This window comes from Mucilaginibacter ginsenosidivorax (genome assembly GCF_007971525.1).
Classification (GTDB): Bacteria; Bacteroidota; Bacteroidia; order Sphingobacteriales; family Sphingobacteriaceae; genus Mucilaginibacter; species Mucilaginibacter ginsenosidivorax.
Genome location: NZ_CP042437.1, coordinates 5,553,598 through 5,569,586, shown reverse-complemented (window position 1 = coordinate 5,569,586; position 15,989 = coordinate 5,553,598). Strand labels below are relative to the sequence as shown.

Annotated in this window: 9 protein-coding genes; 5 read left to right on the top strand and 4 right to left on the bottom strand. The window is 42.8% G+C overall.

The genetic code is table 11. The features are described 5' to 3' along the window. Positions 1-22: 22 nt before the first annotated feature. Positions 23-631: an RNA polymerase sigma factor gene (locus FSB76_RS23210; protein WP_147057617.1), complete on the bottom strand. Its 609-nt coding sequence runs from the start codon at positions 629-631 to the stop codon at positions 23-25. 217 nt (positions 632-848) lie between these two features. Here FSB76_RS23210 and rpiA point away from each other — a divergent pair, with 217 nt between their 5' ends. Then, positions 849-1,535, top strand: a complete 687-nt coding sequence (rpiA, locus tag FSB76_RS23205) for a ribose 5-phosphate isomerase A (RefSeq protein ID WP_147057616.1) — start codon at positions 849-851, stop codon at positions 1,533-1,535. 290 nt (positions 1,536-1,825) lie between these two features. Here the strand turns inward: rpiA and FSB76_RS23200 are convergent, their stop codons facing one another. The 3 genes from FSB76_RS23200 to FSB76_RS23190 all read right to left on the bottom strand — a co-directional run bounded on the left by FSB76_RS23200 (position 1,826) and on the right by FSB76_RS23190 (position 8,994). Further along, positions 1,826-3,373 carry an FG-GAP repeat domain-containing protein gene (locus FSB76_RS23200; protein ID WP_147057614.1) on the bottom strand — a complete coding sequence of 516 codons (1,548 nt, stop codon included), beginning with the start codon at positions 3,371-3,373 and terminating at the stop codon, positions 1,826-1,828. A 573-nt stretch (positions 3,374-3,946) separates the two neighbouring features. Then, complete coding sequence (locus tag FSB76_RS23195) at positions 3,947-5,722, bottom strand: RagB/SusD family nutrient uptake outer membrane protein (RefSeq protein ID WP_147057612.1); 1,776 nt, start codon at positions 5,720-5,722, stop codon at positions 3,947-3,949. 11 nt (positions 5,723-5,733) lie between these two features. Next, positions 5,734-8,994, bottom strand: a complete 3,261-nt coding sequence (locus FSB76_RS23190) for a SusC/RagA family TonB-linked outer membrane protein (RefSeq protein WP_147057610.1) — start codon at positions 8,992-8,994, stop codon at positions 5,734-5,736. Positions 8,995-9,885: 891 nt separating this feature from the next. Here FSB76_RS23190 and FSB76_RS23185 point away from each other — a divergent pair. The 4 genes from FSB76_RS23185 (at position 9,886) to FSB76_RS23170 (ending at position 15,910) form a co-directional block, all read left to right on the top strand. Further along, entirely contained in the window at positions 9,886-10,845 is a 960-nt protein-coding gene (locus FSB76_RS23185; RefSeq protein ID WP_158642965.1) for a sensor histidine kinase, read from the top strand. Next, positions 10,842-11,549 carry a LytR/AlgR family response regulator transcription factor gene (locus FSB76_RS23180; protein WP_147057605.1) on the top strand — a complete coding sequence of 236 codons (708 nt, stop codon included), beginning with the start codon at positions 10,842-10,844 and terminating at the stop codon, positions 11,547-11,549. Before FSB76_RS23185 ends, FSB76_RS23180 begins: the two co-directional genes overlap by 4 nt. A gap of 1,218 nt (positions 11,550-12,767) precedes the next feature. Beyond that, positions 12,768-15,092 (top strand): TonB-dependent receptor, encoded by a 2,325-nt coding sequence (locus tag FSB76_RS23175; protein ID WP_147057603.1) that lies wholly within the window; start codon positions 12,768-12,770, stop codon positions 15,090-15,092. Between the two features lie 5 nt (positions 15,093-15,097). Further along, positions 15,098-15,910: a DUF4249 domain-containing protein gene (locus FSB76_RS23170; protein WP_147057601.1), complete on the top strand. Its 813-nt coding sequence runs from the start codon at positions 15,098-15,100 to the stop codon at positions 15,908-15,910. Positions 15,911-15,989 lie beyond the last annotated feature (79 nt).

Below are 15,989 nucleotides of genomic sequence, written 5' to 3'. Positions count from 1 at the left end.
TGACAGCAGGAAGGGAGATGTACTATAACAACCTTAAAAAAATTATCAGCAGCAAAAATTCGCTCAGGTTATCGGGCGGGATGACGTTATAATAATGATGAACCGTTTTTTTTAACCGGCCCAGGGCACTGCTAATCTGGTTACGCACGGTTTGGTGCGATATACCTAATTCTGCAGCTATTTGCTGCCCGTTCATATCCTGTTCGCGGCTGCACAGGTAAACCTGGCGCATTTTCTCGGGCATATCGGCAATTTCGCGGTTTATTAAAAAGCTGAGTTCGGCAAATGACAATTTTTGGGCGGTACTGTCCTCGGCCATATCCGGCAACTCCATAAAATCATTTAATGATTGTGGTTGTTTACTTTGCTTTTTGAACCACTTGTAGGCCATGTAATTTACCGAAACAATTAGGTAAGCCTCCAGCGGGCCGTTTACCTGTATGGTGTAGCGGTTTTTCCATACCGATAGGAAGAGTTCCTGCACCATATCCATCGCCTCATCTTCATTCTGCGTTTTTTTAAAGGCAAATGCTATCAGTTTATCGGCGTAACGCTCATAAATTTCCTGAAATGCACAGTCATTCCCGCTTTGCAGTTCCAATAAAAGTTGAGCATCCGAGTACAGTTTCACAAGCCTTTTTTATAGGGGTAAAGTAACGCCAATGATATTAATTTAAATTTAAGGATATATTAAGATACAAGAGTCAAGATAAGCGCAAAATATCAAATAAAGACAAAAGTTTGCGATTTTACTTAAAGTTTAATTGTTAAAATTAAGTATAAATTATGCTATTATTGTTTTCAATCTTGATTCCTGATTCTTAATTCTTGACTCTTCTTTTTTTGCGATGAACGATTTAAAACTCGAGGCGGCAAAAGCAGCCGTAAAATTTATTAAACCACACCAAATCATAGGTTTAGGGACCGGCAGCACCATTGCCCACCTGGTTACCCTGGCAGCTGCAGATGATGAACTTGCAACATCGGTTACCTTCACATCGTCGTCTTTTAAAACTACAGCCATGCTTGCCAAAAACGGGTTAAGGGTAATGGCGCCGGCACTGTTAAGCCGACTTGATATTTATTTTGATGGATGCGACCAGTTTGATAAACAACTGAACGCCCTGAAAAGCGGCGGCGGCATCCACACTACCGAAAAGATCCTGGCATCAATGGCTGATGAATTTATGCTGATTGGCGATGCGGGAAAATATACAGATAAGCTGGATACTACCTACCCCCTGGTTATTGAAGTTTTACCCGCCGCTCTACAAATCGTATTAAAACGCCTGGCCGCAGATTTTCCGGATGCCCAAATTAATCAACGTATAAGCAACCAAAAGGATGGCGCGGTTATATCAGATAACGGTAACATGCTGGTTGATGTATTTTTTGCGGAGCTTTTACCGCTTGATGAGTTAAACATTAAGGTAAAAATGATACCGGGTATTGTTGAGCATTCTTTGTTTTATGCTATGGCTACCAAAGCTATTATTGCCGGGGAGAATGGGGTTAGGGTGATTGAAGCTGTTTAAGAATCAACCACAGCAAAAAAACAGTAATGACCTGTATGTATACCTAACCGCCCTCATGACCGTTATTGCGCGGCACGAATCATTTATAAGCAATTGACTATCAACGTAAAATATCCGTCATTGCGAGGCACGAAGCAATCCCCGACATGCTAAGTCCCACATAGTTCGGGATTGCTTCGTACCTCGCAATGACGGTAGCTTAGAACATTTATTTAATGATATCCATTGCACGTCATCCCCGTTTTTCAGGTTTTACCTGATGGATACTCACAATGCCTCCTTTTTTAACTTCAGCGCTTCTTACTTAAAAATTTATTATTGTTTTTTAATATCACAAATGGCGTGTGGGTATTCCAGCCGGGCTTTATACTGTCATCATTAATAAAGCCCATTGAAAAGTTGCCTAAAATAATATCCGGACTTCCATCGCCATTATAATCATTAACATCCATACAAATCCAGCGCCCCTGGTTATATATAGGCAGGTTGTGGGGTATAAAATGCAGGGGGCTGTCCTCCTCAAAATAGGTAAAACCTTCACCGGGGTTCTTCTTCAGGTCCGAAAAAAAGGCAATCAGCGCTATGTCCAGCCTGCCGTCGCCGTTAAAATCGGCAGCTACAGCTTTAGTGGCTCCGTTCACGGGGTAAAAATAGGCTTGCTTAAATTTAAAATTCCCCTGGTTAAGGTATATGTAAACGCCGTGGAAGGGTTTCAATATTTTTGAATAGTCGCTGTTATCGCCGCTGGTGTATAAAACATCCGGTTGCCCGTCGTTATTAAAATCAACCAGCTGAAAACTGCTTGAGCCATACATCGGCGGAAACCTCAAAATGTTCCTGCTTGTAAAACCTCCTTTATGGTCATTCAAAAACAACCAGACACCTTCATCAGCCTGCGCAAATAAGCAAGCCACATCGGGCCAGCCATCGTGGTTAAAATCGCCAATAACGGCATGCTCGGCACCGGGCATGGTACTGATGGTATGTTTTTCAAACTGATTTCCCTGCAACTGCTTGTACCAGTACAAGCCGCCCAAATTATGGCCAAAGCCACATACCACCCAATCCTGCAAACCATTTTTATCAATATCTGCCGGTACGGATTGAATTGGCCTTGGCAATTTACCGGCAATCTGTATTTCCTTTTGAGCATTTATGGAATTTAAATCCACCTGTTTTACAAAACCGTTGGCTATATCAACTGCATCCATCGAACCAATAAAAGTAAAAACGCCCTGCGGGTTTCCCTTATCATCTTTACCAAATTGCACATCAACCGCAGGCGAAGGGTATTTAACGGCTGATAGCATCTTCAGTTGGTTGGACCATCTAAAAATACTGCTATTCATCCGGTCGCTTGTATAAATACGCCGCCCGGTGGTATCAAATGCCACCATGGTAGTTGTTGCTAAAGGCACATCGTGGGCAGGTTTTATCAAACTAAAATTGCTCCAATCTTTTAACGGGGCAACAGGAACCCTTGCGGGTATCAATTTCTTTGGTGATGCCCTGGTATAGTAATCAACAATTTTCAACCAATCATCATAAGATACTGCCGATTTTGCCTCCAGGTCGTTCACGTATTGGTCATCTGCATAAACTTTTATGCCCAAACGGGGGGCCATTGCGGGCAGCACATGTTTCGTCCAGGTTTCCTGGTCAAGCAGCCGTGGTTCGGGATACTGATGGCAGCTTTTGCAATAGGCAACAGATAAGCTTTTCCCATCTGTTGCAACCACCTGTGGTTGGGGACTGTTACAATTAACAGAGACCACGCAAACAACTGCTGTAAATAAAAATAAGGTTGATGTTAAAATGTAATGTTTGCTAAACCTCATAACTGGCTGCTAAAGTTTGGTGATGAATGTAGTGTTAGGTTAATCGAGTAACGACGGATTGTCTTTAGTCGAAAGTCTTAAGTTCTAAGAGGCTGTCTAAAAATAAAAAACAGGTCGTTATTGCTTCGTACTCATACATCAAGTATTGGAATTTACATAAACATTTGTTTGAACGCTGGCTACGACTCACCCGGCCGACGCTGCGCTGGGCCACCCTCTCTTCACCTGCGGTGGAAAGAGGGTTTATTATTATTAATTATTTGACAATCAGTTATTTATTAAATTATAATTTCAAAACCCTCTTTCCGGCGAAGCCGAAGAGAGGGTGGTCGGGCGTAGCCTCGACCGGGTGAGTCGTAGACGCTATGCGAAATATGTTGTTGTCCCTTCATTAGAAGCATAAAAACGTTAGCAAAACAAACTTAGACAGATACTAAGTCAAGAAAGAATAAATTTTGCTTTTGACTTAAGACGTAAGACTTAGTACTATGAACTTAACAGTAGCTATATTTTTTACACACAAAAAGAGGCAGCTAATGCCACCTCTTTTCGTTTTATCAAAAATAAACAATATTAATAACCGGGATTTTGTTTCAACGCAGATGATGATCCGGTTGATTCCAGGTCAATCTGTGCCTGCGGAATTGGATAAACCTCGTTTTTACCAACTGTAAAATGCGCGCCGGTAACGTCGGTTATGTTTTTACCATCGTAGCCAAAATAGGTTGCCAGTGATTGCTGTGCTGTACCCCAACGCACGATGTCAAAAAAGCGATGGCCTTCCATGCCTAACTCCAGCTTCCGTTCAAAATAAATAGCTTTTAATGCCAAATCTTTGCTCGTAAAGTAACCGGCAGGATATTGGTTTACTACATACTTTGCAGCCGGTGTGGTAGTATAGCCGCCCATTGGGTTAGCCGCATCTTTATAAGTATACACCATACTTGCCGGTTTAGCAGCCCTTGCACGTACCTGGTTTACATATGATAAACCTAAATCGCCAGTGCCCAGTTGTGCTTTGGCTTCGGCCGCCATGAGCAATACATCGGCAAAGCGGATAATATTAACCTGGTTTGCATTGCCCGGTGCCCAGGTATGGCTATCGCCAAGGGTACCCTTGGTAGCCTGGTAATAAACATTCTTTTTAGGCGAGTACGGGCCTGCCGAACTTTGCTCACGGATCCAGTTTTGGCCTGGGTGATTGCCCCAATCCAGATACGGAATACCGCGGCGGCCAACTGTCCAGTCTAAACGTGGGTCAAGGTTACCGGCATCAAGTGTAAAGGCTGCTGTTGATGCAATACCCTGGTCGTTAACTACAGCGTGACTGTTGTAGTCGTCTAAATAAGGTAAGCCGGTAGCATCGGTACGGAACGAGTTAGCCAGATCTTCGGTAGGCTGAAAAAATCCGCAGCATCCGAAAGGGCTGTTGTACGGGTAGTTCAGCATATCGCCGTTATTGGCTTCACTGATAGTGCCGGTACCATCATTTGCAGCTTGTTGAATAGCAAAAACAGTTTCCTTATTGTTTTTGGTTGATGCGTTAAAGTTATCCTCGTAATTATCGGTTAAACCATAAGCAACACCTGCCGAGTTTGTTCCGCCGGTAATAACTTCGGTAAATGTTTTATCGGCATTGGTATAATCTTTTTGGTACAGGTAGGTTTTAGCCAGGTAGGCACCCGCTGCCCATTTATTTACCCTGCCAACCTGTGTTTGCGTTGCCGGTAAGTTTGCATAGGCAAATGCAAAATCGGCAACTATTTTTGGCCATATATCGGCGGTATTGGGCTGCACAAAATTGGTTGTGGTTTCATCAATATAAGGCACGTTGCCAAACATCTTTTTCAGGTCGAAATAATAATGACCGCGTAAAAACCTGGCCTGGCCAATAATATTTGCTTTATCGGCGGCAGATATACTTGCAACCGCTGCTACTGCTTTTAACACATTATTTGCCCTTGTTACACCTTCATAATCGGCAATCCATTTGGTATTTAAAAAGCCGTTACTGGCATCAACTGTAAATGTTGCTATAGAGTTGATAGCAGGCTGATCGATACCGGAGCTGCCTTTGTGAGCGTCGCCGCCGGCCACGCTGCCATATATCCAGTTATCGGGTGATGACTCCCAGGGGTTGCCGCCGCCAAAAGCAACGTTGCTGCCTTTTTGGCCATCGAGCGCCGAATATGCGCCAATCAAAAGGCCATCTACACCTGCCGCCGTTGTTATTTGCGCCGTACTTAACGCGCCCAACGCAGGCTGGTCAAGAGACGACTTTTTGCATGAACTTTGAACTATACCAGCTATAACTAAAGTACAAACTGATAAACGTATGATATTTTTCATAAAATCTTTAATTAAAATTTAACTTGTACACCTAATAAATAAGTACGGCTTGGCGAGTAGTTACCCCTATCAACACCAAAGTTGGTACTGCTGTTGGTGTTACTGGTTGTACCGCCGCCCACAATCTCGGGGTCAACGCCAGAGTACTTGGTTATGGTAATTAAATTAGCTCCTGATAAGTAAACACGGGCGCTGCTTAAGCCAATTGATTTGATCAGGTTAGGTGCAAACTTGTAACCTATCTGCAGGTTTTTTAAACGCAGGTACGAGCCGTTTTCTACATAATAAGAGTTGGGTACGGTGTTGGTACTAAATGAGCCATCAATTTCCTGGATAGGTGCTTTGGCATTTGTATGGGTAGGCGTCCATGAATCATACAAAGCTGTTTTGCTTTTTGCACCCGCAAAATTGGCGTAAAAATCTGTCCACCATCTTACGTCATTCCAAATCTTGTTGCCGTATGAGCCATACCAGAACATGTTCAGATCGAAGTTTTTGTAGGTAAAATCGAGGTTGAAACCGCCGGTAAATTTAGGGTTAGGGTTTCCAAGCAATGTACGGTCTTTGGCATCTACTTTACCATCGCCATTTATATCGGCATATTTAAAACGACCAACAGCGGCATCGGTTTGATAGGTTCCCCCTGCTTTTGCATTGGCGGCATCAATTTCGGCCTGTGAATTCCAGAAACCATCAGTTTTGTAACCAAAGAAACCACCCACCGGGCCACCTACCTGGTTACGAATAATGGAACTACCATTAAAACGGCCTGAGTTTTGGTCAAAGTAAGGTTGCCCTACGGTAACGGCTTTAATAACGTTATGATAAGTAGTAAAGGTTAACGAAGCGTTCATTTTCAGGTCATGCCCCAGGGTTTGATGCGTGCCGATGGCGATATCCAAACCCGTATTATTCATAGCACCTACGTTGCTGTATGGCGCTGTGGCCGAGCCTGCAGTACCCGGCAGGTTTGGATTGAATAATAAGCCGGTAATAATCTTTTTGTAATAATCGGCAGATATATCCCATTTCTGGTTAAAAAACGAGCCATCAAAACCAATATTTAAGTTTTTATCAAGCTCCCATTTAGCATCGGGGTTACCTATCCTGGTTTGGGTAAAACCGGCAACTGTACTGGTTGATGTACCGGCAATATCATAGTATGAATTGGTTTTGATTGCGCCAAATGTGGTAAAGGCGTTGGATGGATCGACATTGATCTGGTTACCCATTACACCGTATCCGCCACGGATCTTCAAATCGTTTATCCACGTTGCTTTTTTCAGGAAACTTTCCTGCGATATGCGCCAGCCGGCACTTACTGCCGGAAACCAGCCATATTGGTAAGTTAAAAACCTTGATGAACCATCGCGGCGAAGCGTAGCATTTAACAGGAACTCATCGTTAAAAGTATAATCTAAACGCGCAATAAGCGACTGCAGCTTATCTCTCTCAATGGTGCTATAAGCAGTTGGCGTACCGGTACCTGTTGTAATAGTGGTATAATTTTTATCAAAGGTAAAGTAGCCGGTATTGGTAGCGCCTAAGGTTTCGTACCTGTTTTTGTAATTCTCTGTACCTACCAATAATTTAATATCGTGTTTACGAATGGTTTGGTGATAGGTTAAAGTATTTGTCCAGGTGTAATTGTACCCGTTAAATGAGTTCTCGGAGTATGAGTTTGTGGTGTTGTTTTCGGAGTTCTCATATTCCGGGTAAGTAAAGCTGTGGTTATAGTCAGAATAATACTCGCCACCAAACTGGGTGCGTAAGGTAAAGTATTTCAGGAAATCAACCTCGGCAAAGGCATTACCAAACAGCCTGTTATAAGCTCCGTAATTATTGCCGGTACGCTGCTGCACAGCCACCGGGTTACGGGCGTTACCTAAGTTTGCCGTATTTGAGCCGGCATAGTTACCTGCAATATCATATACAGGAATTATAGGCTGCTCGCGGAAAGCCATACCAATACCAGAACCCTCGTCATTTTCATTGATCAGCGGATTTTCTGTTACCGAGTAGGATAAGTTTTCGCCTACCCTGATGTGTTTAGATACATTAAAGCTGGTATTTGCCCTTACGGTATAACGCTTATCATAAGTATCTATCAGGGTACCCTTTTGGTTGTAATAGTTCATGGAGAACAAGTAGGTAGCCAAATCTGAACTGCCGCTTAAAGCCAGGTTATGGCTTTGTATAGGGGCCGATTTAAATATTTCATGATACCAGTCGGTACCTGCTTTGTTGGCCTTTGTAATACGGTAAAAGCCCGATGGATCGCCGGAGGTGTAAAACGGGTTAACGTTATACTTTGATGGATCGACAGCCGGGTCGCCGTCATGTACGCCATAAGGGCCTGTACTGCCTGCACTAATGTAATCGGGCAATACATTGCCATTGGGGCCATACAGGTTGCTGCTTAAATCAACCGGTATTCCTTTTAAAGCAGCGGTATTTTGAATGGCCAGCGTTCTCAGGCTGGTCATTTCCTGCGGATTTAACAGGTTAAACACGTTGCCTCCTTTGGGTACCTGCGTACCGTAATACGCATCATATGATACACTTACCTTACCGGTACCTTTTTTGGTGGTAATAACAATTACACCATTAGCAGCGCGCGCGCCGTATATTGATGCCGAACTTGCATCTTTTAATACCTGCATACTGGCCACATCATTGGGGTTAATGTCGCTTACGTTTGTAGTGGGTACACCATCAACAACATATAGCGGCTGGTTGTTGCCAAATGTATTGGCACCACGAATTTTTACCGAAGGGTTTTCGCCCGGTTGTCCCGATGCAATAACGGTAACACCCGCTGCCTGGCCCTGCAACTGGTTCTCTACCGATGATGTTGGCTGCCTGTTGGCGGCGGCTATATCAACAACGGCTACCGCACCTACCAGGTCTTTTTTCCGCTGGCTGCCGTAACCGGTTACCACCACTTCGTTTAAGGTATTGTTACCGGCAACCAGGGTGATGTTTAAATTAACATCGGTGCCAACGGTTATTTCTTTGGTAACATAGCCTATATAGGATATGACCAGTGTATTACCCGGACTTAACGAGAGGGTAAAATCGCCGTTAACATCGGTAATTGCACCTGTCGCGGCGCCTTTTACCCGTACCGATGCACCAATAATGGGTAATTTGTCATCGCTGGCGATAACTTTCCCCTTGTACTTTGTTTGGGCAGTAACTACCACCGAAGATACCAGGCAGCATAACAGCACACCCAGGAATCTCCCTTTTAGGAGTAAACTTTTAAACATGAATTTGAGATTTAATTGATATATATTTGGTTATTTATTGATTGCAAACAGAACACGTAATCACCTCTTAATCAGCTGTTAAATAGTGCGTTCCGGATCTCACCCCGGAACGCAAATCCAATATCATTTCTCAAGTGATATTGATCAACTAATTCTCAAATGACACGTTTACTAAATCATTTAAGCTCTTCAGATACCGGTGTTATCGACTTTGCTGATTTACATTTTTAGCAGCGCAAAACCGTAAAATCAGTTCATCAATACACCTGTATCGCTAATTCCTTATCCCGATCACCAGGAGCACAAAAGGCGCCTGTTAAAAATGTTTACTTATGTAAAAGAGGCCACACGATCTGCGCGCCCCAGGTAAATGCCCCGGTTTATTATAATTGTTCACAAATAATAAAATAATAGAATTATAGATTTTAATAAAGCGACAAAACATACTTATTGTAAGACCAAACAGGTAAACAATGCGACAAAAATATTTTTGCTTTTGGGGGCGCAGGGATACCAGAACTTGCGGGGATATTATATATTAGCAAGAGTTTAAAAAACTACCAAAAAACCAATTTAAAACCAGTTTCACGTATAAAATCTGGACATTTTTTTTAACAACAGCAATTGTGCGAACATTTCACAATGAGCGGGTACGTACCAGCCAGGCAATCACGTGTTTAAACATAAACAATCGATTGTGTCCTGTTTGTTACTATTTGTATTGTAAAAATAATACTGCATTTATGTATATAATTTCATTAAACCTTTTATAAATGTACTTTAGCCATGCATGATAAAAACAATATAATAGGTTTGAATTTGTACAATAAAAAATTCAGGATTTGGGCGCACGTATGCGTTTGGCTTGTTCTGATGGCGTTACCATACATCATGCATTCAATCAATGTATTGCCTTCCCGCACATTTACGGGCAAAGAAATGAGCGGGTTTATTAAGCTTGATTACGCGGGATACTTTTATTGGATAGCCGCTTTTTATTTTAACAGCTTAATTCTTATCCCTCATTTGTTCATGAAGGGTAAATACCCTTACTATGTGCTGGCCGTACTTTCAATTTATGCCATTTACCTGTTTGTATATCATTATATTTATAACTGGCTGGAGATAGACCTGCCTTATGGCCTGCTGCGCACCAGCTGGCTGCGCCTGCCCGCATTTTTACTCACCATGGCGGCAAGCCTGGCCTATACCACCATAAACGGCTTGCTTGACTACCAGGAAAAGCTGCGCGAAAAGGATAAAGAGAAATTAAAAACAGAGTTGTCTTTCTTACGGTCGCAAATAAGCCCCCACTTTATATTTAATGTACTTAACAACATCGTATCGCTGGTAAGGTTAAATAGCACCGAGCTGGAGCCTACGGTGATGAAACTTTCGGGCTTAATGAAATACATGCTTTACCATACCGATGAAGAGAAAGTAAATATTAAGGTTGAAGAGGAATACCTTAACCATTATATTGATTTGCAAAAGCAGCGGTTTGGCAAAAAAGTTAAGGTAGAAACCTCATTCACCATCCTGAATAAAAACCAGCTGATTGAACCGATGCTGTTGATCCCGTTTGTTGAAAATGCCTTTAAACATGGGGTTGGTTCCATTGATGACCCGCGTATTATAATTGAGTTAGTTACCGACGAACGATTTTTAAATTTTACCGTTATCAATAAATATAATGCTTTAAACACCGGGCCGAAAGACGAATCGTCGGGCATAGGCATAGCTAACGTGAGCCGTAGAATAAACCTGTTGTATGAAAACAAACATCAGTTGAGCATTAAAAGCGAAAACAATTGCTTTGAGGTTAACCTGATACTAAAATTAGATGCATGATAAATTGTATTGCAATTGATGATGAGCCGCTTGCCTTAAGTTTACTTGCCGATAACATAAGTAAAATTCCGTTTTTAAATCTGCAGGCAGCCTGCGACGATGGTTTTTCGGCCAATAAAGCCATGCAGGAAAACGACATCGATTTAATATTTGTAGATATACAAATGCCCGGCATGACGGGGCTGCAGTTTATAAACAGCTTAATAAAAAAACCGTTGGTTATCATTGTATCGGCCTACAAGCAATATGCTTTAGATGGCTTTGCGTTAAACGTGGTTGACTACCTTACCAAACCGGTACCCCTGGACAGGTTTATGCAGGCCTGTAACAAAGCAAAAGAGCTTGCCGAACTTAAGGCGTTAAAATACGCTTCGACCCCGCCCGCCTTAAACTATACTTATATAAATGCCGGGTACACAGTTGTTAAAATTACGTTTGACGAAGTGCTGTACCTGGAAGGTTTGCGGGATTATGTTAAAATATATTTCACCGGCCATAAAAAGCCGGCCATTGTGCGGCTCAGCTTTAAAAATGTAGAACAAAAATGGCCATCGCATTTTATGCGCATTCACAAATCATTTTTTATTAACACGCAAAAAATTGAGGCCATTAATAAAACAGCTGTAATCATTGATGAAAAAGAGATCCCCATAGGCGAGGCTTACCGGGCGGCTGTAACGGCGTTGATTCAGTCAAATAGTTAAAGGGAAAACGGGCAATTACTTTTTGGTAAATTTTGCCAAAACGCTGAAGGAGGCATGACATTCAAGAATAAAAGCCTGTAATACTGAGAGGTAAAATTTCGCGAAAGTCTGAAGGGGAGAAATGACGTATATCGCATGGCGGCTAAGACTCACCCGGCGAGGCTACGCCCGCCACCCTCTCTTCACCTGCGGTGTAAAGAGGGGCTTGAATATTGAATATCAATATATTATAAAGAAAAAATAAACAATAAATTTTCAAGCCCCTCTTTCCGGCGAAGCCGAAGAGAGGGTGGCGGGCGTAGCCTCGCCGGGTGAGTCTTAGCCAGCGTTCAAAGCCAATGTTTGTGTAAATATTAAACAGATTATGGGTATGTACTAAGCAATGAAACTCTTTTTTAATTTTCAGGCAGCGCCTTAAAAACCTTATTTCATAAAAAAGGGCCGAAAAACTCTCGCAGTTTTTTGATCGGCCCTACATCTACCTATGAAAAACAATCCTTTGAGAAGGATATTAATTTATACTCAATAACAGTACCAATGGTTACATCTTAATTAAAATAAATAAAACGGCACTTTATTTTTACTTTCTTAATAGTTTGTAGAAATACTTCTACTACTATTGTGTAATAACGACACGGTTGGGGAGTTCCGCGTAAGCACTCGTGGTTGGCAGTTCGGGTTTGAACCGGCAATGGGCACTGCGCCGGATAGCTGTTGTCAGCTCTATTGGTATCCACTCGTATTTATCATTTCAATTTTTGCCGGTAATTTGCCAAATTTTCAGTATCTTGTATCGAAACAAAAAATGGCCCGCTTTTCCATTCCGGGATTTTACACAAAAAAGCCCAATCCCCAATAAAAACACACAATACACTTATTTACAATAACTTGAGTGTAAAAATAGTTTTAATTGGTGTAGCAAAAGTGATTAAAAGTATTGCAAAAGTGTGTAAAAAGATAACAAAAGTAGCGCAAAAGTATACCAACCGTGTACAACATCATAAGCCGACGTGTTATCTTATTATAGCACCGGGGCAGCCAATCAATTAGCTGGAAAACAGCGAGATAAGCAGACCCGTATTTTTTTTTACAAATTCATGAAATGTTTTGGCTTTCCGGTCGTCTTAAAGGGCAGATAGCAGCGCTTGTTTTTTGATCGGAATTCCGCAAACAACCTGTTGCCGGCAACCCCGGGGTAACCTGTTTAAAACATTTTAAATGACCAAATCACTACTTGTTTTTCTATTTTCATTATTCGCCTTATCGGCTTTTGCTCAAAAAAGGCATATCATCAGCGGCACCATCAAAGATGCTGCAACCGGCGAAACACTTATTGGCGCATCTGTAAGGGTTAAAGAGTTGTCCTCTGTGGGCACGGCCACCAACAATTATGGCTTCTACTCCCTGGCTGTACCCGATGGCTCATATACCTTGCTTTTTAGCTACATAGGTTATGAAACCATCATAAAACAGGTTTCGCTTCAGCATGATTTGCCTATCAGCATTTCACTGTCACCCAAAAGCCAACTGCAGGAAGTGGTTATCAACGCCAACCGGCCCAATAACGACCAGATAGCTTCGCCACAAATGGGGGTTGAACGATTAAACATGACCCAGATTAACCAGGTGCCGGTAGTATTGGGCGAAAAGGACATTTTAAAAACAATAACCCTGATGCCGGGCGTAAAATCGGGTGGCGAGGGAAACTCGGGCTTCTATGTGCGGGGTGGTGCCTCAGATCAAAACCTGATCATGCTTGATGAGGCTACTGTATACAACGCATCGCATTTGTTTGGTTTCTTCTCCACCTTTAACTCCGATGCCATAAAAGATGTAAGCCTGTACAAAGGAGGTATGCCTTCCGAATACGGTGGCCGCCTATCATCGGTACTTGATATCAAGATGAATGATGGTAATAATAAAGATTTTACGGTTCAGGGCGGCCTGGGCCTTATCGCATCAAGGCTTAAAGTAGAGGGGCCACTTGTTAAGGATAAAGGATCATTCATGATAAGCGCCAGGCGAACTTATATCGATTTCTTTTTAAAGGCCTCCAAAGATTCGACCATCAAAGGCAGCAAGCTTTACTTTTATGATCTTAACGCCAAGGCCAATTACCATTTTGACGACCATAATACGATTTTCCTGTCGGGCTATTTTGGTAAAGATGTATTGGGGCTTAAAAACCTTTTTGGCACCAACTGGGGCAATGCCACAGGCACCGTAAGGTTTAACCATATTTTTAGCAGTAAGCTATTTTCTAATACTTCGGTAGTTTTTAGCAATTATAACTATGCCATCGAGAGTTTTTTGAGCGATAACAGCTTTAAGGCCACCTCGCAAATCACCGACTTTAATTTAAAAGAAGACCTGCAATACGCGGTTAATAATGAGCACCGGCTTAAATTCGGCATTAACATATTGCACCACAGCATAGCTCCCGGCGATATCACTACCGATGCTTCGTCCAGCTTCAACTCCAAAAGCATCGAAAAGCGTTTTGGCTATGAAAACTCCGCCTACCTCAGCGATGATTGGAAAGTTAGCGACAAACTAAGCATATTGTATGGAATAAGGCTCAGCTCATTTTCTCTCATTGGCCCTGGCACGTTTAAGTCATATGATGCCACAGGCAAGGCTGCCGATTCTACGAGATACGGCTCTGGTTCAACCGTTAAAAGTTACCTTAACCTGGAGCCAAGGCTATCTGCCGGTTACCAGTTAAATGATGCCAGTTCCGTTAAAGTATCCTATAACCGTAACACGCAAAACATACACCTGCTTACCAACTCTACCACCAGTTCGCCAACCGACCTTTATGTGATGAGCAGCAACAATATTAAACCCGAAATTGCCGACCAGGTATCAGCCGGATGGTTCCGCAATTTCAAGGATAACCTGTTTGAATTTTCGGCCGAAGCCTATTACAAATGGCTGCAAAACCAAATTGACTATAAAGATGGTGCGCAGCTGATAGCCAACCAGGATGTGGAATCACTGCTCACCTACGGCTCGGGCAGGGCTTATGGTATTGAGCTGTTTTTGAAAAAAAAATATGGCAGGTTTAATGGCTGGATAGGTTATACCCTATCACGTACGGAGAATAAATTTGCGGCTATCAACAATGGACGTTACTACCCATCAAGGCAAGACCGTACGCACGACCTATCGGTGGTTGGCATTTACCAGCTTACCAAACGGTTATCTTTTTCAAGCTCGTTCATTTATCAAACCGGTAGCGCCGTTACTTACCCAACAGGCAAATACAATGTTGGCGGGCTTACCACTTTCTCCTACTCGGAACGTAACGGCTATCGTAAACCGGCAAACAACAGGCTTGACATTGGCGCTACGTTAGAAGGCAAGCAGCACAAAAGATACCACTCCAGCTGGACATTTAGTATATACAACGTGTATGCACATCGCGACCCATATAGCATTACCTTCCGCGACAGCAAAACCAGCCCCAACACAACCGAGGCTGCCGAGACCAGCATTTTTGCCACCCAGATACCATCAATTACCTGGAACTTTAAATTTTAAGCCTCATGAAAACATTCAAACTCCATATCATATTGTTACTTGCCTTACCGCTCCTTTACTCGTGTACCAAAGTTATTGATCTTAACCTGGGCAACAATACGGGCAAACTGGTTATTGAAGGCAATATTACCAACGCAACCGGGCCTCAAACTATAAAACTGAGCCAAAATGTACCCTTTTCAAACACCAATACTTATCCGCCGGTTACGGGGGCTACCGTTGTCGTAACCGACCAGGCCGGCAAAAACTACGCGTTTACAGAAGTTACCCCGGGCACCTACACGGCCAATACACTTTCGGGCATACCCGGAACCTCCTACACCATGACGGTAACAACGGGCGCAAAAACTTATACGGCCACTTCGGCTATGCCCGCACCAATTGCGTTAGATTCGCTGACCTCGAAAGACGATGAGTTTAATAGCAGTAAGCACAAAAAGAATATTACCGTTCACTACCATGACCCTGCAGGCGCTGTTAACCAGTATCGTTTTGTAATGTTTGTAAACAAGGTACAAGTTAAACTAATTTATGCCTTTAATGACGATTTTAACGATGGCCGTACCGTTAGCATCGATTTGCGCACCGATAACAACAGCGACCGGGATTTTGGAATCTATGCCGGTGATACCGTAACCGTCGAAATGCAGTGTATAGATAAGCCCGTTTATACCTACTGGTTTACCCTGATGCAGCAAGGCGACAACGGCCCCGGCGGCGGCGTTACCCCTGCCGATCCGCCGAGCAATATTAAGCCAACAGTTTTGGGCTATTTTAGCGCCCATACCACCCAAAGCAAAACCATTGTGGTTAAATAATCAGGCTTACAGGTAAGTCTCCCCTGCCGGGGGAGATTTAGAGGGGGCTCAAGTACGTAATACTCAAAAAAGCGTATAT